The 22,394-nt window shown below is 68.9% G+C and carries 15 protein-coding genes; 5 read left to right on the top strand and 10 right to left on the bottom strand.

The window, feature by feature from the left end:
* Positions 1-31 precede the first annotated feature (31 nt).
* Together ACWEWT_RS05465 and ACWEWT_RS05460 are read left to right on the top strand one after the other, a co-directional pair.
* Positions 32-949, top strand: coding sequence for an alpha/beta hydrolase (locus ACWEWT_RS05465; RefSeq protein ID WP_452557678.1), 918 nt, complete (start codon positions 32-34; stop codon positions 947-949).
* Positions 950-1,305: 356 nt separating this feature from the next.
* The gene (locus tag ACWEWT_RS05460) at positions 1,306-3,798 is read left to right on the top strand and encodes an FtsX-like permease family protein (protein WP_452556443.1); all 2,493 of its coding nucleotides are present in this window, start codon (positions 1,306-1,308) and stop codon (positions 3,796-3,798) included.
* Positions 3,799-3,802: 4 nt separating this feature from the next.
* On the opposite strand, the gene ACWEWT_RS05455 is transcribed toward ACWEWT_RS05460, so the two are convergent.
* The 4 genes from ACWEWT_RS05455 to ACWEWT_RS05440 all read right to left on the bottom strand — a co-directional run bounded on the left by ACWEWT_RS05455 (position 3,803) and on the right by ACWEWT_RS05440 (position 14,505).
* Complete coding sequence (locus ACWEWT_RS05455) at positions 3,803-5,194, bottom strand: condensation domain-containing protein (RefSeq protein ID WP_452556441.1); 1,392 nt, start codon at positions 5,192-5,194, stop codon at positions 3,803-3,805.
* 10 nt (positions 5,195-5,204) lie between these two features.
* The gene (locus tag ACWEWT_RS05450; protein WP_452556439.1) at positions 5,205-6,644 is read right to left on the bottom strand and encodes an MFS transporter; all 1,440 of its coding nucleotides are present in this window, start codon (positions 6,642-6,644) and stop codon (positions 5,205-5,207) included.
* The gene (locus ACWEWT_RS05445) at positions 6,641-13,162 is read right to left on the bottom strand and encodes a type I polyketide synthase (RefSeq protein WP_452556437.1); all 6,522 of its coding nucleotides are present in this window, start codon (positions 13,160-13,162) and stop codon (positions 6,641-6,643) included. Before ACWEWT_RS05445 ends, ACWEWT_RS05450 begins: the two co-directional genes overlap by 4 nt.
* Before the next feature lie 299 nt (positions 13,163-13,461).
* A complete protein-coding gene (locus tag ACWEWT_RS05440; protein WP_452556435.1) occupies positions 13,462-14,505 on the bottom strand; it encodes an alpha/beta hydrolase in 1,044 nt (347 codons plus the stop codon).
* 259 nt (positions 14,506-14,764) lie between these two features.
* Here ACWEWT_RS05440 and ACWEWT_RS05435 point away from each other — a divergent pair, with 259 nt between their 5' ends.
* Positions 14,765-15,265: an SRPBCC family protein gene (locus ACWEWT_RS05435; protein ID WP_452557677.1), complete on the top strand. Its 501-nt coding sequence runs from the start codon at positions 14,765-14,767 to the stop codon at positions 15,263-15,265.
* 44 nt (positions 15,266-15,309) lie between these two features.
* On the opposite strand, the gene ACWEWT_RS05430 is transcribed toward ACWEWT_RS05435, so the two are convergent.
* Complete coding sequence (locus ACWEWT_RS05430) at positions 15,310-15,702, bottom strand: hypothetical protein (RefSeq protein WP_452556433.1); 393 nt, start codon at positions 15,700-15,702, stop codon at positions 15,310-15,312.
* A gap of 169 nt (positions 15,703-15,871) precedes the next feature.
* Between ACWEWT_RS05430 and ACWEWT_RS05425 the strand changes: the two genes are divergently transcribed.
* The gene (locus ACWEWT_RS05425; RefSeq protein WP_452556431.1) at positions 15,872-16,294 is read left to right on the top strand and encodes an organic hydroperoxide resistance protein; all 423 of its coding nucleotides are present in this window, start codon (positions 15,872-15,874) and stop codon (positions 16,292-16,294) included.
* A gap of 18 nt (positions 16,295-16,312) precedes the next feature.
* On the opposite strand, the gene ACWEWT_RS05420 is transcribed toward ACWEWT_RS05425, so the two are convergent.
* Together ACWEWT_RS05420 and ACWEWT_RS05415 are read right to left on the bottom strand one after the other, a co-directional pair.
* Entirely contained in the window at positions 16,313-17,314 is a 1,002-nt protein-coding gene (locus tag ACWEWT_RS05420) for a hypothetical protein (protein WP_452556429.1), read from the bottom strand.
* A 74-nt stretch (positions 17,315-17,388) separates the two neighbouring features.
* A complete protein-coding gene (locus tag ACWEWT_RS05415; RefSeq protein WP_452556427.1) occupies positions 17,389-17,619 on the bottom strand; it encodes a hypothetical protein in 231 nt (76 codons plus the stop codon).
* A 202-nt stretch (positions 17,620-17,821) separates the two neighbouring features.
* Between ACWEWT_RS05415 and ACWEWT_RS05410 the strand changes: the two genes are divergently transcribed.
* Entirely contained in the window at positions 17,822-19,024 is a 1,203-nt protein-coding gene (locus ACWEWT_RS05410; protein ID WP_452556425.1) for an alpha/beta hydrolase family protein, read from the top strand.
* Positions 19,025-19,069: 45 nt separating this feature from the next.
* Here the strand turns inward: ACWEWT_RS05410 and ACWEWT_RS05405 are convergent, their stop codons facing one another.
* The 3 genes from ACWEWT_RS05405 to ACWEWT_RS05395 form a co-directional block, all read right to left on the bottom strand.
* On the bottom strand, positions 19,070-20,644 hold the full coding sequence (locus ACWEWT_RS05405; RefSeq protein WP_452556423.1) for a DHA2 family efflux MFS transporter permease subunit: 1,575 nt from the start codon (positions 20,642-20,644) through the stop codon (positions 19,070-19,072).
* Complete coding sequence (locus tag ACWEWT_RS05400) at positions 20,641-21,123, bottom strand: MarR family winged helix-turn-helix transcriptional regulator (RefSeq protein WP_452556421.1); 483 nt, start codon at positions 21,121-21,123, stop codon at positions 20,641-20,643. Before ACWEWT_RS05400 ends, ACWEWT_RS05405 begins: the two co-directional genes overlap by 4 nt.
* A 156-nt stretch (positions 21,124-21,279) precedes the next feature.
* Entirely contained in the window at positions 21,280-22,203 is a 924-nt protein-coding gene (locus tag ACWEWT_RS05395; protein WP_452556419.1) for an alpha/beta fold hydrolase, read from the bottom strand.
* Between the last annotated feature and the right edge of the window lie 191 nt (positions 22,204-22,394).

Below are 22,394 nucleotides of genomic sequence, written 5' to 3'. Positions count from 1 at the left end.
CGGAGGGGTGCGGTACAAACTCTTGCTCACGATGCCGGCCGCGGTACTGGCCGTCGCGGCAACCCTGTTCACTGTCCAACCCGCCGCGGCCGCCCCGGGGCCGCGGATCGATACGGAGAAATCGATCGACGGCCGGGCGATCGTCCTCGAAGTGTATTCACCCGCCATGAACACCGTGGTGGCCAATCGAGTCATTCCGGCGGCGGGGGGCGGACCGGCGCCCACGGTGTACCTGCTGACCGGTATCGGGGGCGGGGTCGACGGTATCTCCTGGTGGGACGATACCGATGTCCGGCAGTTCTTCGGGGACAAGAACGTGAACGTGGTGCTGCCGATCGGGGGCGCCTACTCGATGTACACCGATTGGCAGACCGACGATCCCGTGGTGGGGCGGGCCCGCTGGCAGACCTACCTCACCCAGGAACTGCCCGCGGTGGTGGACGCCCGTTTCGGTACCACCGGGCGCAATGCGATCGCGGGAGTCTCTATGAGCGGGGGGTCGGCCGTCGATCTGGCGATCCAGGCGCCGGGCCGATACCAGGCGGTGGCGTCCTACAGCGGATGTCCGTGGTCCGCCGATGCCGCGGGCGTCGCGATGGTCAGTGCGCAAGTGGTGCGCGGCGGCGCCAACCCGGGGAATATGTGGGGTCCGCCGGGTGCCGCCGGTTGGCTGGCCCACGATGCCTTCGCGAACGCCGCCCGGTTGGCCGGTAAGACCGTGTACCTCTCCGCCGCGTCGGGTGCGCCCGGCGATATCGACCGCGGCTGGGGTTTCCCGCCGGTCGAGGCCATCGCCAGTGCGTGCACCTCGGCCTTCGCCGGCCGCCTGGGGGCGCTCGGGATCGGCGCGGTCCATATCGACCGGCCCGCCGGGGCACATACCTGGGGTCAGTTCGAGTACGACCTGCACGATTCGTGGCCGCATCTGGCGCGGGCGATCGGCGCCTGAACGCGGGTATTCCGCACCCACCCCCCGGGGGGCGCGTTACCCGCGGGGTGTACGGCGCCCGGGGTGGGCCGCGGTTCCGCTGCCCGGTCCGATCGCTCGGTGGAGGGCGCGGGCCGCCACCGCGGCGGGCACTGAACCGGCGACTCCGGCAGCGCGGAGATCCGCACCGCCGCCACGAGTACCACAGGGACGTCGGCGTGGAAAGTATGAGCCGGCACAGGGATCGGTCCGGGGCATGGCGCGATCGTCACCGATGGACCAGGATGAACCGGAATCGGAAACACCGGCCCGGTGGGCCGGATCGGGACGGGGAGTGTTGTGCGGCGAAACAGAACGGCCGACCGGGGTGGGCGCTGATGGGGGCGGTCTGGGACCGGTTCCGGCTGTTCAATATCGGTGATCTGCTGGTGCACCGGGGGCGCAGTCTGCTGTCGCTGACCGTGATGGCGGTATCGGCCGCGCTGCTGGTGGCGGTGTTCAGTATCTCGGGCTCGGTCACCGGGTCGGTGGACCAACTCGTCGCCGGACTCGGCGGGAACGCCGTCCTCGAGGTCAGCGGTATCACCGATGCCGGATTCGGTCAGGACCTGCTGGGACCGATTTCGGCGACGCCCGGGGTCCGGACCGCGGTTCCGATGCTGCGTGCCCAGACCGGGGCCGATGCCGATCGGGCCCTGCTGGTCGGCGCCGACGCGCGGATCGCCGAACTGGGTAGTTCGCTCACCGGATCGCTCGGTAGCGGCGCCGCGAAACTGCTCACCGTGCCCGACGGTGTGCTCACCGGTGCGGCGATGGGATACCGGGAAGGCGATACTTTCCCACTCGGTAACGGTACCGCCACTGTCGCCGGGATCCTGGACGCCGACGGCGCCGGACAGCTCAACGGTGGCTACCTGGTGGCCACCACGCTGGTGACCGCCCAGAAGCTGACCGGCCGGCCCGGACAGCTGGATTCGGTGCAGATCATCGCCGAACCCGGTGCCGATCCGGGCCGACTGCGGGCAGCGCTGACCGATACCGTGGCGGGGCGGGCGGTGGTCGCCGATTCCGGGCTGCGCGCCGCGCAGGCCGGTGGCGCAGTGCTGATCATCCGCTACTCCACCCTGATGGCCGCCGCGGCCGCGCTGGTGGTCTCGGCGTTCCTGATCTACAACGCCATGGCCATGGCGATCGCCCAGCGCCGCCCCACCCTGTCGCTGCTGCGCGCGATCGGCGGCCGGCGTGCCCCGATGGTGCGCGATCTGCTCGGCGAAGCCGTACTGGTCGGGGTCCTCGGCGGGGTGATCGGCGCGGGTTTCGGCATTCTGATGGGCCGGGTGGCGATCGGACAGCTGCCCGCCGCGATCGTGCAATCGGTAGAGGCCCGCACCGAATACCAGGTGCCCGGATACGCCGTCCCCGTGGCGGTCGCGCTGTGCGTACTGGCGAGCGTGCTGGCCTCGGCGTTCGCTGCGCGCGCGGTCTACCGGGTCCAGCCGATCGAAGCGCTGGTACCGGTGGGCGCGGCCGGTACCGATACCGTGCGCCCGGCACGGCGCCGGGCGGCGGTGGTGGCGGGACTGCTCATGGTCGCCGCCGCGATCTATCTGGCCGAAACCGATCTCGGTCTGTGGTCACTGGCCTCGATCTCCCTGTCGTTCGGCGCCGCGATCGTCCTGTGCTTCGCCGCGACCGGGCCGATCGTGCGGGGCGCGGGCGCGATCGCCCGCTGGTTCGGCGGCCCGGGCGCGCTGGGCGCGACCACCCTCGAACGGGCGCCGCGCCGGGTGTGGGCGACCGCGATGACGGTGCTGATCGGGGTCGCCGCGGTGGTGTCCACCGGGAGCGCGACCCGCAATGTGGTCGATTCGGCGGGTGAGAGTTTCGAGAACCTGGCCGCCACCGACTTCTGGGTCACCCCGGGTTCCATGGCACAGTTCCCGACCGGTCCGCTGCTACCCGACGGCCTGGACGAGCGGCTCGCGGCCGTGCCGGGTGTGGCGGCGGTGAATCCGGCACAGCTGGCGTTCGCCAGTGTGGGCGCGGGACGGATACTGCTACAGGGTTTTCCGGCCGCCGCCGACAGCACCCGGCTCAGCGCGGAGATCACCCCGGAAGTCGGCAGGCAACTCGTCACCGGCCAGGGTGTGGTGGTCTCGCGCGATGTCGCGCGCTCGCTGGGGGTATCGGTGGGCGATGCCCTCACCCTGCCGACGCCCACCGGCCGCCACGAAGTCCGTGTCCTGCAGGTGATCCCGTATTTCTCCGCGATCGCCGGTGTCATCATGATGGACCTCGAACGGATGCGCACCTGGTACGAGCGCCCCGGCGAGACCACCCTCGCGGTGGATCTCGTGCCCGGCGCGGACCCGGCGACAGTGCGCGCCGCACTCCGCGAGGTGGTTCCGCCGGAGCTCTATATCGACTCGGGTGCCGAGGCCGTGGCGGCCACCTCGGGCAGTTTGCGCCAGGGCACCGCACTGGCCACGAATATTCTGTGGATCGTGGTGCTCGTCGCTACCATCGCACTGCTGAACACGCTCATGCTGTCGGTGCTCGACCGTCGCCGCGAGATCGGGGTCCTGCGCGCCATGGGCACCAGCCGCCGCTTCCTGATCCGATCTGTGCTGGCCGAGGCGGCCGGAATCGGCGTGATCGGTGCGACTCTCGGTCTGCTGGTCGGGGCGGCGGTGCAGTATCTGTCCGCGATCGCCATCGGCCACGCGATGACCATCGATGTGGTGTACGAACCGAGCGCGCTGCTGGTGGTCTACGGTGTGGTGGCGTTACTGCTCGCACTGCTCGGTTCGGTGCCGCCGGCGCTACGGGCCGCGCGGATGCCCATCGTCGAGGCCCTTGCCGTGGACTGATCGGTCAGTGTTCGCGGGCGGCTTCGCGCAGAACGCGGCCGAGGGCGTCCAGATAGCGGTCCACCGATTCGTGCGCGGTCGAATTATCGGGGTAGATCACGCTGACGGTGGTTTCGGTGGGTAGCCGGTTGATCCAGACGAGGGCCTCTTCGCTCGCGGCCCGGTTTCCGTAGAGCCCGCCGCGGGCGATATCGAAATACTCGCTGCCCGCGAAGTCGCGCGCATCGACATAGGAGATCATCGGATTGGACCAGTTCGGGCCGACCTGGATACCGCTGTCGGGCGGCGCCAGCTCCAGCACACGGTGGATGGTCGCCGTTTTGAGACGCATCCCGTTCTCGTAGGCGCGTTGCGCGCGGGCCACGGTCCGTTCGAAGGTGGGGCGCACACCGATCGGGAACGCCACCGGGACCAGCGCCACATACCAGCCGATCGAAGCCATCTCCTCGAAGGTCGACCGGGTGTTCAGCGGGGTGATCCCGAAGTAGTAGTCGCTGCCGGTGAGTTCCCGTTCGGCCAGGGCCGCCGCCGCGAACACACCGCCGGCGAATTCGCCGCCGTGGTCCCGGCAGATCTTCTCGAACCGGGCGGCCTCGTCCTCCTCGAAGAGGGGCACCGTGCGATGGGCGCTGCGATCCGAATCGCCGTCGCGGATCCCGAGATCGAGCGGGAAGGACGGTAGCTCGCCGTCGTTCCCGCGCAGCAGGCGTAGCCAGGTCGCGACTTCCGGAGACGCGGGAGTCAGCCGGTCCGACGCGGCACGCTCCCGGGCGCAGTACTCGGTATAGCTGGCCGGTCCCGGTATGGGCGGCGTGTGCCCCCAGGCGTGTTTCGCGTACAGACAGGCGAGTTCGAAGCACGAGATGTGCTGTCCCACACCGTCGGTGTGCAGATGGTCGACCGCCAGGTACACGGTGGTGGACTGCTCGTGTTCGATGGTCCAGAAGGTGAAGCAGTCCCATTGCGACGGCGGGGGTGTCTGTTTCTGGACCAGATCGCGTACGGCCTCGGCATTGTCGATACGACCGTGGTCGACGGGGGCGAATTCGATCCGGCCGGGTTCGAGCAGGTGCCGCCGGATCGCACCGTCGGACGCCAGCGAGAACCAACTCCGGAACGTGTCGTGCCGTTCCAGGAATTCGTTGACCGCCGCGGTCATGGCGTCCCGCTCCAGGAGGGCCGGTACCTCCGCGGTCACCAGGCACAGCCCGGAGGTGCGATAGTCGGCGCCGGTGCTGCGATGGGACCGGCGTAGATAATGTTCCTGCTGGTGGGACGGCGGTACGTCGTGTACCGGCGCCGCATCGGCGGCCGCCCGGGACCGGGGTGTCGCCACCCAGCTCACGACCCGGCCGGGCGCCGGATTCCATTCGTCGATGAGTCCGAAATCGACCATCACTCGTTCCTCAGTTCACCACCGGCGCGGTCGCCGGTTCGGAGCGGTCCGGCGCCGGTGCCGGGTCGGGCAGCGCCAGTGTCACCGCGGCGAGAGCGAATGCCACCACCGCGATCGCCGACAACATGACGGTGCTGCCGCCCAGAGTGTGCGCGCGGAAGAACACCGCGGACAGCAGCGCCAGGCCGACCCCGTTGCCGATCTGTTCGATAGTCGGCAGCAGCCCGGAGGCCTCGGCCAACTGCCCGTCGTCCAGTCCGGACAGCATGATCGGTTGCAGGGGTACCGCGAACAACCCGGCTCCGAATCCGCACAGGAAAACCGGTGCGGCACAGAGCAGCAGGCTGACCCGGCCGTCGGTGATGTTCACATAACCCACGCCCACCAGCACGCACCCGGCGAACAGTGCCAGCCCGCCGGCCAGTGTGCGGACTCCCCAGCGCTGGACGAACACCGGCGAGAGCAGCGCGCCCGCGCCCGCGCCGAGCGCGAACGGGGTCATCGCGATACCGGTCGTCAACGGCGAGAAGTCCAGCACATCCTGGAGGGTGATGGAGATGGCGAAGACGAACGCCGTGAACACCCCGAAGAATCCGGTGACCACGATCGAGCCGATCGCGAAGCCGCGATCGCCGAACAGGTCCAGGCGTAGCAGCGGCCCGCCCCCGCGACAGGCCACTCGGCGTTCGTGCCGGATCGTCACCACCCCGAGCAGGAGCGCGGCCGCGATGACCAGACAGGGGATCGGCCGCCAGCCGCTCAGATGGATTTCCGACAGGGCGTAGAGCAGACCGAACAGGGTCGCGGCGGACAGCGCGACACCCGTGAGGTCCAGCGCCGACCGCTGCCGCGGGGCATCGAGCCGCAGGTACCGCCAGGCCAGGACGAGGGTGACGATACCGAGCGGCAGGTTCATCAGGAAGATGCTGTGCCAGCCGTATCCGCCCGGATCCGCGGTGACCAGGGCGCCGCCCAGAATCGGCCCGAGCAGCCCCGCGAATCCGGAGGTGGCGCCGTAGAGCGCGAAAACCCGGGTGTGCAGCTCGCGCGGGAACAGAGCGGTCAGTATCGCGATGGTCTGCGCTGCCATACCCGCCCCCGCCAGCCCCTGTGCGACGCGGGCGACGACGAGTTCATCTGCGCTGCCGGCCGTCCCGCACCAGACCGACGCCGCGGTGAACGCCACCACCGCCGCCAGGAACATCCGGCGGCGGCCGATCATCGCCCCGGCCCGGGCGGCCGGCAGCAGCGTGCAGGCGAAGGCCAGCGAGTACCCGGAGACGATGAGCAACTGCTGGGCGGCGGAGGCGTGCAGATCCGCGGTGATCGCCGGTAACGCCGTGTTGACGATCGTCACGTCGATCATCTGCATGAACACCGACAGCAGGCAGCCCGCGAACGCCGCCCAGGCGCCCGGGCCGGACCCGGATGGGGCGGCGCCGGATATCACGGACGCGCCTCGTCGACGACCAGCACCTCGCGGGCCGGGGTAGCCACCTGGGCGGACCCGTTCCCGTTCCCCGATTCCGCGGCCACGGGAGCGCCGTTCCCGTTCGCCGCGTGACCGTTCCCGGACGAATCGTCTCCGCCGGCTCCCACCGGAGCACCCGCCGCACCGGTGTCGGCGGGCAGCGATGCCGCGAAATCCGCCGCCGGATCGGTCGCCAGGATCAGCTCGGCCACCTTCGGCCCGGCCTGCTCCAGGCTGAACGACCTGCCCATCTGCAGCGACATCAGCTCGATACCGAGCTGTTTGCTCACCCGGGAACCGAATTCGACCGCCATCAGGGAATCCAGGCCGAGTTCGGTGACCGGGACCGTCAGATCGATGGTGTCGGGTTGTACGCCCATCACGACGGCCAGTTGCTCGGCGAGCATCCGGGCCATGGCCTGGCCGCGTTTACCGTCCTCCAGCGCGGCCAGTTCGGCTTTCAGCGTGGCCAGTATCGAATTGTCCTGGACCGACGCTGCCACCAGGGCGGCGAGCCGGCCGGTCCGGCCCATCTGCGGGAACGCCGCGGTGAGCTTCGACCAATCGGTCGGGATGACGGCTGCCCGCGTGACCCCCAGGCGCAGAACCTGTTCCAGGTAGAGGGTGCCCTCGGCCATATCGATCGCCCCGAATCCGGCCAGTTCCAGATACTTCGCGACCTTGTCGTCGGCGGCCATACCCCCGGCCGCGCCGGACATATGTCCCCAGCCCACACACAGCACCCGCTCCCCGGCCCGGGACCATTCCTCGGCCAGTGCCTCCACTGCCAGATTCGCGGCGGTGTAGTTGTACTGGCCGAAGATCCCGAACATGGATCCGCCGGAGGAGTACAGCACGAACATATCCGGTTCGGCGCCGGCCGCGAGCACCGCGGCGTGCAGGACCCGCGCCCCGTGCACCTTGGCGCGGTACACCCGGGCGAGCTGCTCCTCGTCCATATGCTCGACCCGGTTGTCGGCGACCGCGCCCGCCGCGTGGAACACCCCGCGCAGCGGATGCGCCGCGTCGTGCGCACGGTTCACCACGGCGGCGACCGCCTCGGGGTCGGCGATATCGGCGCGTTCCTCGATCACCGTGATATCGGCGGCCCGCCACGCCGCGAGTTGCCGGCGCGCTGTGGGAGTGGCCGCGCCGTTGCGGCCGACCAGTACCAGCCGCCGCGCACCCCGGTCGATCAGCCAGGTACCGGTGGCCATCCCGAACCCGCCGAACCCGCCGGTGATCAGATAGGCACCGCCCGGGTCGATTTCGAGTTCGGGCAGCATCGGGCGAACCGGTGGCGCCTCGTCGGTCATCGACAGCGCGATCCGGCCGATCTTGCCGGACCGGATGGTGTCGTCGAAGGCCTTGGCGACCTCGTGGGTGCCGTACAGCTCGTAGGGCAGCGGCCGGTATTCACCGGACCGGAACTTCTCCACCACCCGGCTCAGCAGATCCGCGAGTTGCAGGGGCCGGACCCGGCACATGCGGTCCAGGTCCATGGAGAAGTAGGAGAGGTTCTTGTCGAAATTGGCGAGTTCGAGCAGTCCGCCGGTGTAGATATCGGCCTTGCCGACCTCGACGATCCGGCCGAATTCGCGGATCGCCTTGAAGTTCTGGCGCAATGCTTCGCCGGGCGCCGAACTCAGGATCACGTCCACGCCGGCGCCGTCGGTGAGACCCAGTACATCGTCGGCGAAATTGAGCGATCGCGAGTTCAGTGCGTGATCGGCGCCGAGTTCGAGAATATGCGCGCGGCGCTCTTCGGTGCTCGCCGTACCGATGATCCGGGCGCCGCGCGCCTTCGCCACCTGGATGGCCGCCGAGCCCACGCCACCGGCGGCGCCGTGGACGAGCACGGTTTCGCCGGGTTCGAGCCGGGCCAGATCCAGTAGCGAATACTCGGCCGTCCCGAATGCGGTGGTGCTGGTGCACACTGCCGGGTCGGTACCCGGCGGTAACGGGATCACCGCGCCGCGTTCCACCACGTGATAGCGCCGCATCATGCCCTTGGCGGCCAGCGCCACGATATCGCCGACGGCGAGATCGGTGATCCCCTCGCCCAACCGGGTGACGGCACCGACACCCTCCATACCCGGACTGGTGCCGAAGAAGGTTTCGGCGAGTTCGCGTTCGCCGAGGATCCCCATGACCTTCAGCGGGTCCTTGTAGTTGAGCCCGATGATCCGCAGGCCGACCTCGACCTCGCCCGGCCCGGGATCGCGGCGCGGGGCGCGCCGCCAGGCCAGCGCGGACAGCAGTTTCGATCGCGGTATCTCCAGCGCGAAATCGGCCTCGGCGTCGATGAGCGGTTCGGCGGTCTCCAGCGCGTCGATCCGCTCGGGCAGCGGCTGGGTGATCCGCGGCAGCAGCCGGCCGCCGGACCGCAGCAGCACTTCGTCGGAGTTGTCGTATCGGAATGCGCCGGGCACAGCCAGTTCGGTGAGCAGTTCGGCCGCCGTCGTGGCCGGCTCGGTATCGATCAGCCGCCACCGCAGGGCGGGTTGCTCGTTGAGGAGGACCCGGCGGGCACCGGCCAGCGCCGCCTGGCGTGAATCCGGGGCCGTGGCGGTGCCGGGTAGCGCGAAGGCGTACTCGGTCACCAGGGAGATATGGCAGGTGCCGTCCCCGATGCCCACCATCGGGGTCTCGCTCTCGCCCGGGGCGATGAACTGGTGGGCCGCGACCGCGATCCGTTTCAGCGTCCACAGATCCGCGAGATCGTCGCCCGTCCGCCCGGCCACCACTACGAGGTGCACCCGGTCGGTACCCGGGTCGTCGGCACCCGCACGCAGCAGGGCGATGAGCTCGGTTTCCAGGCCGGGATCGGCACCCGTGGTGAGCCGGTAGGTCGCCCCGGGCAGGGCCGCGGCGAGATCGCGGGCCCGTTCGCTCTCGCCGAGCGCGAGCACGATCGTCGCGGCGGCCCCGGTATCGCCCAGGACCGCCGGGTCGATCGGTTCGGCCGGTTCGACCGTTTCGGAGTAGTAGAAATCCGCCATCCGCTGGAGTGGGCTGCCACCGGGCGTGAGCGCGCCCAGTTGTACGCCGCGCAGATGCAGGCACAGAGTGCCGTCACCGGCCAGCAGCCGGACATCGGAGAGATGAGCGGCCTCCGGATCGCGCCGGGCGACCACGGTCACCTCCGCGGGCAGCGCACGGTACATGCGCACCGCCGAGACCCCGACCGGCACCATGGCGCCCGCACCCAGACCGTCCTGCGCGAACAGCAGCGCGACGGTCTGCATGGCGGCGTCGACCACGGCCGGATGTACCAGATGCCCGGAATCGGCCGCGATACCGCCGTCGACCGTGGCGACGACCGCGTTCCGCCCGGCCCGCACCGCGGTGACCCGCCGGAATGCCGGACCGTACTGCAGACCGCGTGCGGCGAGTGCGGCATAGAAGATCCCGGGTTCGATATCGATCGCCGATTCCGGTTCGGGGACGGCCTCCACCGCTGTTTCGTAGGCGCCGGTGAGCACCCGCCCGGTGGAGTGCACCGTCCATACCGATCCGGTGGCACTGCGCGATCTGATGAGGAATCGGCCACTGGCGTCCTCGATCCCGAGTTCGAGGAACGGCACATCCGGCTGGGCCATCACCAGCGGTGCGACGAATCGGACATCCTCGAGCGCGACCCGTCCATCGCCCGAGCGGGTGGCGGCGGCGCTGAGCGCGGCATCGAGATAGGCCGCGCCCGGCATGATCCGCATCCCGCCCACCACGTGATCGGGTAGCCAGGGCAGCAGCTCGGTCCCGACCTGCAGCAGCCAGCCAGGCCTCCCCTCCATATCTGGGTCGCCGAGCATCGTGTAGGTGTCCGGGCTCCCGAGCCGCAGCTGTTCGAAGAGGGGAAGGGGGTTGTGCAGCCGGGTGTTCTGCCACGGGTAGCGGGGCAGCGGAAGATGTTCGGTGGCGCGCCGGTCCGCGGGGAACGCGCCGCTCGTATCGAGTACGCCGGCGGCGTACAGACCCGCCACGGTCCGGCGGATACTGTTCTGATCGTCCTGTTTGCGGTTCAGCGTGGCGACCGTGGCGCCGTTCTCCCCGGCCGCCAGCAGGATCTCGCGGATATTGCCGGACAGCACCGGATGTGGCCCGACCTCCAGGAACACCCGGTGCCCGGCCGCGACCAGTCCGGCGACGGCGTCGGCGAACCGCACAGGTTGCCGGACATTGGCGCACCAGTATTCGGCATCGAACCCGTCCTCGGCCTCCACCACCGCTTCCGCTGTCACCGTCGACACCAGGGGGATACGCGGCGCGGCGGGCCGCAGGCCGGCGAGCACAGTGCGGAGTTCGTCCAGGATCGGATCCATGAACCGGCTGTGGTACGGCACCTCCACCCGCAGTGCCCGGGCGAATGCGCCCTCCTCGGTGAGCTTCTCGGCGATCTCGTCGAGCCGGTCGATATCGCCGGCGAGGGTGAGCGACCCCGGGCTGTTCACGGCCGCGATATCCACCGCGTCGTCCGTGCCGAAATATTCCCGCACCTTGTCCGGCCCGGTGCCCACGGCCAGCATCGCCCCCGCGCCGGCTGTCGTCGCCTGCAACCGCGACCGGTGGTAGGCCACGGTGACCGCTTCGTCCAGCGACAGCATCCCGGTCACATAGGCCGCCGACACCTCGCCGACACTGTGTCCCACGATCCGCGCCGGGGTGATGCCGTACTCGGCGAGCTCGGCCACCAGTCCCACCTGCACCAGGAAGTTCGCGGGCTGGGCGACCTCGGTCGCGCTCACCCGGGACTCCGCCTCCGGGCGCAGCAGTTCCTCGATGATCGACCATCCCGCCACCCGCTGGAAGGCGGAGTCGACCGCACGTGCCGAATCGGCGAACGCACCGTCGGCGGCGAGCAGGTCGCGTGCCATACCCCACCACTGCGGACCCATACCGGAGAACACGAAGACCGGTTCGCCGACGCGCTGAGAAACCGTCCGTACAGCGTCCCGGCCCTCGCCGCCCGCGTACTGCCGCAGCTCGTCGACCATCTCGGTACGTTCGCGCACCGGTACACCGGCGCGGAAGGAGTGGTGGGCCAGTCGCGTCCAGGCCGCCTCTGCCAGATGATCCGGGTCGGCCCCGGCGGCGAGCAGATCGGCGAACCGGCCGGCCATGGCCCGGACCGCCGGAGCGCTGCGCGCGGAGACCGGCAGCACTCCGAGATGTTCGCGCACACGCGGCGCGGGCGGACCGGCGACCGGCCGGAATTCCTGCAGGATGGTGTGCGCGTTGGTGCCGCCGTATCCGAACCCGTTCACCGCGATACTCATCGCCCCCGCGTCGGCGGGCAGCGGTTGCGCCTCGAGCTGGATATGCAGATTGAGGTCGGCGAACGGGATGTCCGGACTGGGTTCGTTCAGCCAGCCCTGCGGCGGAATCGTGCGATGGTGCAGGGCGAGAGCGGATTTGATGACGCTCGCGATACCGGAGGCGGCCTCGGTATGCCCCAGGGTCGCCTTGAGCGATCCCACCCCGAGGGTCTGCCCCCGCACTTCGGCGGCGCCGTAGACCGAACCCAGCGCGCGCAGTTCGATCGGATCGCCGACCGGAGTGCCGGTACCGTGCGCCTCCACATAGGTGATCTGCTCGGGCGCCAGTCCCGACCGTTCGCACACCGTACGCGCCAGCGCCTCCTGCGAATCGGCGTTCGGCACCGTGATGGCCGCCGTGCGCCCGTCCTGATTGGATCCGGTGGCCTTGACCACCGCGTACACCCGGTCCCCGTCGCGCAGCGCGTCATCGAGTTTCTTCAGCACGACGATACCGCCGCCTTCACCGCGCCCGTATCCGTCCCCGGCGGCGTCGAAGGATTTACAGCGTCCGTCGACGGCCAGGAATCCGCCTTTGCACATCATGACGAAGGTTTCCGGCTGCAGCATGACGTTCACGCCGCCGGCGAGCGCGGTCGTGCAGTCGCCGTCGCGGATCGCCTGACAGGCCAGATGGAATGCCACCAGCGACGACGAACACGCGGTGTCGACGGTGAGTGCGGGCCCGATCAGGTTGAGTGCGTAGGCGATCCGGTTGGACAGCATGGTGTAGGAGGCGGCGGCCGCGGTGTGCATATCCACATGTGCCAGCGCCGGGCCCACGACGCCCACTACCGACTGATCGACCACGAACCCGCCGATGTACACCCCCACCGATTCGCCGGCGGCGCGTCCCGCGACACCCGCGTCGTCGAGGGCCTCCCAGGTCACCTCGAGCAGCAGGCGCTGCTGGGGGTCGAGGCCGGTGGCCTCACGCGGGGAGATGCCGAAGAAATCCGGATCGAATTCCCACGGATCGGTGGTGAGGAACGCGCCGTGCCTGGTGTAACTACGTCCCGGGGTGCGTTTCTCCGGGTCGTAATAGCGGCGGTAGTCCCAGCGGTCCGGTGGTATCTCGACGACTGCATCGCGTTTGTCGACGACGAAATCCCAGAAGGATTCCGGGGAGTCGATTCCCCCGCCGAAGCGGCAGCCGATTCCGACAATGGCAATGTCCGACATCTGTATGTCCTCCCGAATCCCGGGGCGAGCCGCGGTTTCCCGCCGGGAACATCTGAAAGCAGGGTTACGCGTCGCGCATATCGCCGGAGTTTCCTGGTCGTGTCGAAAGTCCGGCAGTGGTGCCGAGAATTCGCAAAATGTCCGGTGCCGCTACGACATCGGGGCCGAGACTACCGAGCGATTCCCGGTCGCTGGAACGGGTCGCGGGCAACCTTCTGTCACCGCACAACCGTGCCGGTACCGAATTGTGAAGTAGCCCAGGATATTCGAATCGGCCGCGCGACCACCGCGCCCGGCGCTCAATTCCGCAGTGCCGCAGCGAGAAGCGGCCAGGATTCGTGCAGGTCGCGCTGCCAATAACCCCAGGAATGAGTGCCGTCGGGTCGCAGTGTAACCGTGGCCGGAATATCGAGCTCGCGCAGTCTGTCGCGCAGCCGTACCGCGCAACCCGCCGCGACGGCTTCCAGTAGCCCGCCGACGAGTATCCGGTCGGCGAGTTCGGCCGGATCGCCGTGTATTCCCGGCCCGTCCATGGTGTCCAGCGGCCCCGGTGAGCCGGTTCCCGCGGACAGGTAGAGCGCGATGCCGCGCAGGCCCTCGGGGTGGAGGAAAGGATCGTTGTCCGCCCAGGCGCGGTCCCCGGGCGGGCCCCACATGTTCTTCGGGTCCCCGCCGTTGCTGCGGACGACCAGTTCCACGATGGCACGCCCCTGCGGATCGCTGGTCCGCACACAGCCACTGTAGGAACCGAGTGCCCGATAACGGTTGGGCGCGGCCAGCGCCAGCTGTAGTACCGAGGCCGCGCCCATCGAGATCCCGGCGAGCGCGGCGGCGCCGGTACCGTGGAACCGGCCGTCGATCAGCGGTGGGAGTTCCCGCGTGAGGAAGGTGGTCCAGCGCTGACGTCCCAGTACCGGATCGTCGGCGCGCCAGTCGGTGAAATAGCTGCCCGCCCCGCCGAGCGGGTTGACCACGGTGACCTGCTCGTCCCGGAAGAACTCGGTGATATCGGTGCGGTCGAACCAGTTGCCACCGTCCGCACCGCCGGTGATCCCGTTGAGCAGGTAGAGCGCGGGCGCCGGGCCCGCGGGGTCGGCCGCGGGCAGCACACGCACCGGGACCACCCGGCCCATCGCGGCGGAGTACACCGCCAGCTCGAGTTCGCGCGCACCGCGCGGAGCGGCTCCGAGGATCGCCGAGGCGGCCGCGACCGGGTGTCCGGGTGGAGCTGTTTCCGGTGGTGTGGCCGTTCCTGTCCCCGGCGCCACAGGGGCGAGGGCGAGAACGGTGGCGGTGACGAGCAGTGCCCGGCTCGTACGGCGTGGCCGGCGCGGATATGGCATCGCCGGAAGCTAATCCCCGCACCGGACCGGGCACCGCCGATCCCGTGGATTCTGTGAAGCGGGCCAGCTGGGTGCGGTCTTTCCTGCGCCGGGTCCCAACTCAGGGCACCCGACCGGACCGCTATGGACAGATGACTGGACAGGTGTAACCATCGGTGTGCGGCCGGGAGGGCGCGGCCGCACCGACCGACGAGAGGAACCTGCGCATGAACGACCGGAAACAGGGGAGCGGATACGGCGGTGGCCGGCGATGAGCACCTTGCGTCCGTGTGAGCGCGTCGGTCTCGAGTTCATCGACAACGCTCCACTGAAGTTCAGCAACAGTGTCGATCTCGCGATCACCCCCGCGCAGCTGTTCGAAGTGCTGGCCGATGCCGAATCCTGGCCGCACTGGGCCACCGTGATCACCAAGGTCACCTGGACCAGCCCCGAACCTCGCGGGGTGGGTACCACCCGGGTCGTCGATATGCGCGGCGGAATCGTCGGCGACGAAGAATTCCTGGCGTGGGAGCCGAACACCCGGATGGCGTTCCGGTTCAACAGCAGCTCCACCAGTGCGCTGGCGGCTTTCGCCGAGGACTACCGGGTGGTGGAGACCCCGGAGGGGTGCCGGCTGACCTGGACCCTGGCGCAGCGGCTGGCCGGTCCGGCCCGGTTCACCGCCTTCGCCGCGGCTCCGCTGATGAACCTGGCGTTCCGCCGCTTCCTGGCGAATCTGCGCCGCTACACAGATCGCCGCTTCGCGACCGCGGCCTCCTGAACGTCCGTGCCGCGGCCCACAGCGGGCCGCGGCACGCACACAGCTCAGCCCATCAGGAATGAACCCGCCAGCCAGGCGGCGAGTACCAGTACCAGCCCGAGCAGTGCGCCCGGGTAGAGCGCACGGCCGCTGCGCGCGGCATTGACAGTGGTGGCGGCGCCCACGAGGAACCCGAAGCAGCCGCCGAGGACGATGATCCAGTTACCGGTGCTCGGATCGGTACTGCAGTCCGCGCGCCCCTCGCATACTCCGGTGGCCAGCAGGAACCACGGGGAGATGGCGACCGAGACGATCGCCAGCGTCGCGAGCAGGAACCACAGCAACCCGGTGATCACCAGGTCGGATTCGCGGGGCGCGGGAATCGGCGCGCCGCTGCCGTAGACGTCGTCGGGGATGGGGGAGACCGGATAGTGGGTGGAGGTCTGGTCAGGGAACATATGCCTCGCGATCGCTCGAGCCGAGTGGGGGCCGGGGGATGATACTCCGAACTTTCCCCTGTGCCGCAACTGATCCGGCACCGCGCGCGACACTACACTGCGCACAGTCCCGTGGCATTCGCTGCGGCGGGATCGACAACCGTGCGTGATACGAGCAGAGGAGACGGCGATGCGTGTGCTGTACACGGCCGAAGCGCTGGCCACCGGAGACGGCCGTAACGGCCATACCCGCACCACCGACGGCCGGATCGACGTGGAACTGGCCGTCCCGAAGGAAATGGGCGGCAGCGGCGCCGGGGCCAACCCCGAACAGCTCTTCGCCGCCGGATACGCGGCATGCTTCCATTCCGCCCTGCGTCTGGTCGGTTCCCAGGCCAAGGCCAATGTGAACGATTCGGCAGTGGGTGCGAAAGTGGGGATCGGCAGTACCGAGGGCGGTGGTTTCGGGTTGACCGTGATCCTCGAGGTCACCCTCCCGCATCTGTCCGCCGAGGAAGCACAGGATCTGGCGGACAAAGCGCATCAGGTGTGCCCGTACAGCAATGCCACTCGCGGAAATATCGATGTCGAGGTGCGGGTCGCCGAGGACTGACCGGATTCCGGGCCCGGGTCAGCTCTTCCCGGGCCCGGAATCGCCGGTGGCGGGATCGGATTCGCCGGTCGGGGCAGTGTGCGCGGGTGCGGCGGGCTCCGGTGCGGGCGATGCTGCCGTGCCGGCCGCGGCGGGTTCTTCCGCCGGTGTGGTCCGGGCTGCTTCCGCGGGTTCGGCGCCGGACGCCGAGTAGTTGGTCGTCGCCTCCCTGGATACGGTGACCCGCCAGGGCATCCGTGTTCCGGTGGCGGTGCGCGGCATCGTCGCCACCGCGATCACCGCCGAACCGACCGCGATGATCACCGCCGCGATCGCGGCGGTCGTGATCGTACCGCTGGCCACGTATTCCACTTCGTTCAGACCGGCCACGGGCTTCGACCCGTCGTTGACCGCCCAGTTGATCCAGGAACCGACCTGACCGCCGAGATCCCAGCGGCGGATCGTCATATTCTTGAGCTGTTTCTGCCGGGCGGTCAGATACAGCATATTCGCGATCACCAGCAGCGCCGTGCAGACCGCGCCTCCGGTGGCGATACGTGCGAAACGTTCGGAGTTGGTGGCGATATGGATCGCGATCGCGGCGATGGTCAGCGCGATCATACTGCTCGCGGTGACCGCCCACGAACCGGTGAGATCGGCGGCGGGCGGTGTCCCTTGCGAAGACCAGACGGTCAGATACCGGGTGGTCGAATCGACCTGGCCGAACGGGGTGGCCGCGGCCATACCGTCCGGCCCGTGCGCGACCATCCAGTGTTTGAACATCAGGACGAAGACGATGACACCGCCGAGGGCCGTGCACACATATCCCCACTTGCCACTCATCCGGGGCGAAGTGCGGATGGCCTCGGCATGTTCGGCGGCGCGTTGCAGACCGTCCCGGGCCACAGTCCGGCGTCGCTCCCAGACCTCCGACCGGGCGCCGGCGGGAGCCGCGACCGGCTCCGGTGTCGCGGTGCGCACCGTGCTCGACGACCCGGCGCCGTCACCGCCGCTCGCTCCCCACGGGCTCGGTTTGACCATCACCCCAGTTTAATTCTGCGTCCACCACTGGGAACATCGGCGATATCGCGGTGTGCCGGTGCCGGACGCCGAGTTCAGGCCGCGTCCGGATGCTCCGCGCGACCGTTGGCCACGAGGTCCACTACGAGGTCACGGACCACGGTCTGGATCCGGCGCGCGTGCTCACGGACCTCTTCGGGGACCGGGCCGCCGTCCGCCGTTCCGGTTTCGGCGATCTCGACCAGATCGTTGGCGATATGGCAGAGGGCGACGAGGCGTCGCACCATCTCCACCCGCTCTGTCGGCGGAAGTACTTCGGGATTCACATCCCTGTCATCGTCGCCGGCCGCGTTGGTGTTTCGCGGGTGCGCCGGGGCTGGGCGCGGTATCCCGCAGTCCGGAAATCGGAGGGGCCGAAATCGTTCCGGATGCGCGGCCCCGCAGCACCGCTGCCGGGCCGTACCCGGCCGGGTCGCCATCGGATACGGTGACCCCGATCCAGTCGCGGGACCACAGCCGGGAGAGGGGGTGACCATGCGCCGGGCGTTGCTGTCGGTGACGAGTGTGCTGTTGTGCGTACTCGCCGCCGGATGCGGCGGCGAGGGGAACGACGATACGGAGGGACTCGAACGTGGCAGCGTCGTCTCGGTGGCGCCGGTTTTCGAGATGACCGGAGCGGAGACATCCGATTATCTCGCCGAATGGAAGTATCCGGTCGCCGGCGCGAACGGGGTTCGCGCCCACCGGGTCGTCTACGGAACCGTCGCTGCCGACGGTGCGCCCACGACCGCCAGCGGTCTGGTCGTGATCCCGGAAACGGGCACTGCGCGGTTGCGTATGGTCTCCTACGCGCACGGCACCACGGTGCGCCGGGACGAGGCCCCGTCGGCGGACGGTGAAATCGAACGCGCCCGCACTGTCCAGTTCGCCGCCGCCGGATACGTCGCGGTCGCACCGGATTATCTCGGTCTCGGCGAGGGCCCGGGTTTCCATCCGTACGCGCATGCCCCGACCGAAGGATCCGCGTCCGCGGATCTGCTCCGGGCGGCCCGATCGCTGCTCACCGACCAGGGCCGGGAACTGGACCCGAATGTCCTGGTCACCGGTTTCTCCCAGGGCGCCCAGGCCGCCCTCGCGCTCGGCCGCGAGCTCAGCGACGGCGCGGTCGAGGGATTCGGCCTGGCTGCCACCGCGGCGGTGAGTGGGGCCTACGCCGTGCAGGAAGTGCAGGCCCCGGCCGCCCTCGACGGCCGGGTCGAAGGCCGTGGAGCGGTGCTCTACCTGGGTTACTGGATCACCGCGATGAACCGGATCTATCACCTCTACGACGATCCGTCCGAGGCCTTCCGGCAACCCTATGCGCAACGGATCGAAACGCTGTTCGACGGGCGTCACGATCTACTGGCGGTGTCCTCGGGCCTGCCCGCGGACCCGGAGGAACTGCTCACCCCGCAATTTCTGGAGCTGGCACGCAATCCCACCGGCGCCGCGCTGCGGGCCATGGCCGACAGCGATACCGTGTGCGATTGGGCGCCGGCCGTGCCGGTCCGGCTCTTCGCGGCGACGGGTGATCGCACTGTGCCCTTCGAGAATTCGCAACGCTGTATGAAGGCCGAACTGGGTGGGGCCACCGAACTGGTGGAGCTCGGCGATATCGATCACGGCGAAACCGTTCGCGTCGCCCTCCCACAGGTTCTCGACTGGTTCCGGAAAACGCAACCGCCCGCCTGAACCGGTGGGTTCGAGCGGGCGGTGCGGACCGGAATCGCCGGAATATCAGTGCATGAGCACCGGGGCCGGCGTGTCGGAATCGGATTTCGGGACATCGCTCGCCTTGCGCGGGAGCAGGACGGAGAACCCGAGGGTGACCAGGCAGAGCGCGAATGCCACCCAGAAGGTTCCGGCGTAGGCGTCCGACATCTCGCCGAGCACGACGGATTCGAACTTATCGCCCAGGCTCGCGACGTACTGCAGCACCGACGGATCCGGCTGTTCGCCGGTCCGCTGGGCCTCCATCATCGCCTGCCCGGCCGAGACGGCCTCGGAGTTCTGCATCCGGTTGGTCAGCACCACCGAGATCACCGCGACACCGACCGAACTGGCGATCTGCTGAATGATGTTCAGCAGAGTCGATCCGCGGGCGACCTGTGCCTCCTTCAGCGTGCGCAACGCGGCCGTCATCAGCGGCATCATGGTGAGGCCCATCCCGAGACCCATCACGAACAGCACACCCAGGACGTAGAAATACGAGCTGTCGGCCTCGATCTGAGTGAGTCCGAACATGGTCGCGGTGAGGATCGCCAGCCCGACCGGCACGACCCGGCCGACCGGCAATTTGTCCACCAGCATGCCGGCGATCGGCATGGTGAGCAGCGAACCGATGCCCTGCGGCGCCACCAGCAGTCCGGCCAGCAGTGCGCTCTCGCCCCGCACCTGCTGGAAGTAGGTGGGGATCAACAGGAGTCCACCGAAGAAGGAGGCGGAGAACAGGAACATCGTGACAGTGGCCACGGTCAGATCGCGGTTCTGGAACAGTCGCAGGTCCAGCAGCGGATTCTTGGGTTTGAAGGAATAGAACACGAAAGCGACCACCAGGGCGCCGCCGACCAGCATGGTCGCCCACACCTTCGGCGTGGCCACGGTGCCTTCCTCGGGGATGGAGGAGATGCCGTAGAGGAACAGCGCCAGACCCGGCGAAAGCATGAGCATGCCCACGAAATCGAACGATTCACCGGCATGCGGTTCGTCCTTGGGCAGTACGAACCAGGCGTAGACGAGGGCGATCGCGCCGAGCGGCAGGTTGATCAGGAAGATCCAGTGCCAGGAAGCATCCTCGATGAGCCAACCACCGAGGATCGGGCCCAGGATCGGGCCGAGCAGCATCGGAACACCCAGGATGGCCATCAGTCGGCCCATCCGCTCGGGGCCCGCGGCCTTGGTCATGATGGTCATACCGAGTGGCATCAGCATGCCGCCACCCAGCCCCTGGATGACCCGGAACCCGATGAGCGCGCCGATGTTCCAGGACAGCGCGCACAGCACCGAGCCGATAGTGAACAGCACCAGAGCCGTCATATAGAGCCGTTTCGTGCCGAAACGGTCCGCGGCCCAGCCGGTGAGCGGAATGACGGTGGCGAGCGCCAGCGTGTAGGCGGTGACAGTCCAGGCCACCGTGGAGTAGTTGGCGACGTCGAATTCGGTCTGGAACGTCGGCATTGCGACGTTCACGACCGTGATGTCCAGGATGGACATGATGGCGCCGAGAACCACCACACCGGCCAGTTTCAGAACCGACGCGTCGATTCTGTCCGAAGCCCCCGCGTCGGTCGCGGGGGCTGGGCTTGCGTTCACGAATTGTCTCCTGACGATGCTGGGGGGCACGCCACGACGTTGTGTATGGCCCCGGACTCGAGCACAGCCGTGAGAACCCGTCGGAGGTCCTCACGTAAGGCGTCGGGCATGCGGTCGACGACCTTGTCGATCGTCGCCCGGTGGATCGCGATCTGGTCCCAGGCGAGGTGGTGCCCGTGTTCGGTGGGACCGACGAGCTTCACTCGCCGGTCGGTGGGGCTCTCCTGCCGCGTGAGCAGACCGAGGCGGACCAGCCTGTCGATATTGCGGCCGGCCGCGGTCATCGACAGGCCCAGTTCGCCGGCAATGGTGTGGATCGGTTGTGGCTCGGTACGCCGGACGACGCTGAACAACACCCGGGCCTGCGCCAGGGTCAGATCCAGTTCGGCCAGCCGGTCGACTCCCTGCCACCGTCCGGGATCACAGACGCCGAGCACGAAGTGCTCGATCAGGGTGCTCGTCTCCGACTCACTTGCCACCGCGCGATCATATGAGCATCCGTAATAGTCGCGGAAGCGGGATTATCTCGGATGTGACCGGAAACATAGCGGGTCTGCGGTCGTATGGAGTCCGGATATGGCGTGGCAGCCCACCCGGAGTGTAGAAATCACGGCTCCGGGACCGGGGGAGCGGTATCAGTGCGCGCCGGGTGACCGGTCGGCGAAGAAATCGACCAGAAGCCCCACTACACGCGCTGGCTGCTCCAGATGAAGGAAATGGCCGGCTCCGGGAACGGTCTCGGCGATCCCGCCCGCTGGTGCCACCACCTCGCCCACCCCGGCGGCGAACGCCGGATCGATGGTGGTGTCGGCACCGCCGTGCAGATACAACAGGGGGACGCGCGGAGCGCCGTCCCAATGCCGATGGAGTTCGGTGTAGGGGGCGGGTGGCCGACCGGCGACGCGGGCGACCGCCCGGTAGTAGGACAACGCCGCGGTCCGGTGGGCGGCGGTGGGAAGGGCGGCCAGGGCGTGGGCGATATCCGCGTCGGCCGCGTATCCGGGGGACCAGTCGTGCCACAGCCTGGGAATGAGCCGATCCAGCGACCGCTCGGAAATCCGGGGCAGCTGGTTGAACAGGATGTACCAGCTGAATCGCAGCTGCCGCAGGTACGCGGCCACACCGGCGCCCCGCCCCGGGCGCATGGCCGGAATCGGCGGTACCGCGAGCGAAGCGACTCGGGAGAACGGGCAATCCGGCTGAGCGGCAACTGTATTCGCGGTCAACGCACCCCAGTCGTGGCCGATCAGGACAGCCTCGGGTGGCGCGCCGAGTTCGCGGTGCAGTGCGAGGGCGTCGTAGGCGAGGGCACCCAGCTTGTAGACGCCGTCATCCGGTACGGCGGTCGGCGCGTAGCCGCGGGTGAACGGAGCGATCACCCGGAAGCCCCGATCGGCGAGTGCGGGCCCGATATGCCGCCAGGTCCAGGCGCTGTCGGGAAACCCGTGCAGGCACAGGGCCGGGCGTCCACCGGGATCACCCCAGGCGAGCGCCGTCATCGCCAGGTGCGGTAGCCGGTACTCGATCGTCTCGGGACGATCGGCCTCGTGCACGCCCATGGGAGTTCCTCTCGTTCGGCCCCGTCACGGTAACCCGGGTCGATCGATCGTGCCCCGCCGATATCTCCGCGGCCGACAGCGGTATGCTCACATCCCCCGGAGGAGGTCGCTGTGCCGGTGCTGTGGGCAGGCCCGGATCTTTTCGCACAGCCGCGGGGTAGCTGATGTCATATTTGGCAAGGTAATTGGGG

This window comes from Nocardia sp. NPDC003963, assembly GCF_053605105.1.
Note: the sequence above shows the minus strand (reverse complement) of the source record. Positions and strands in the feature narration are given on the sequence as shown.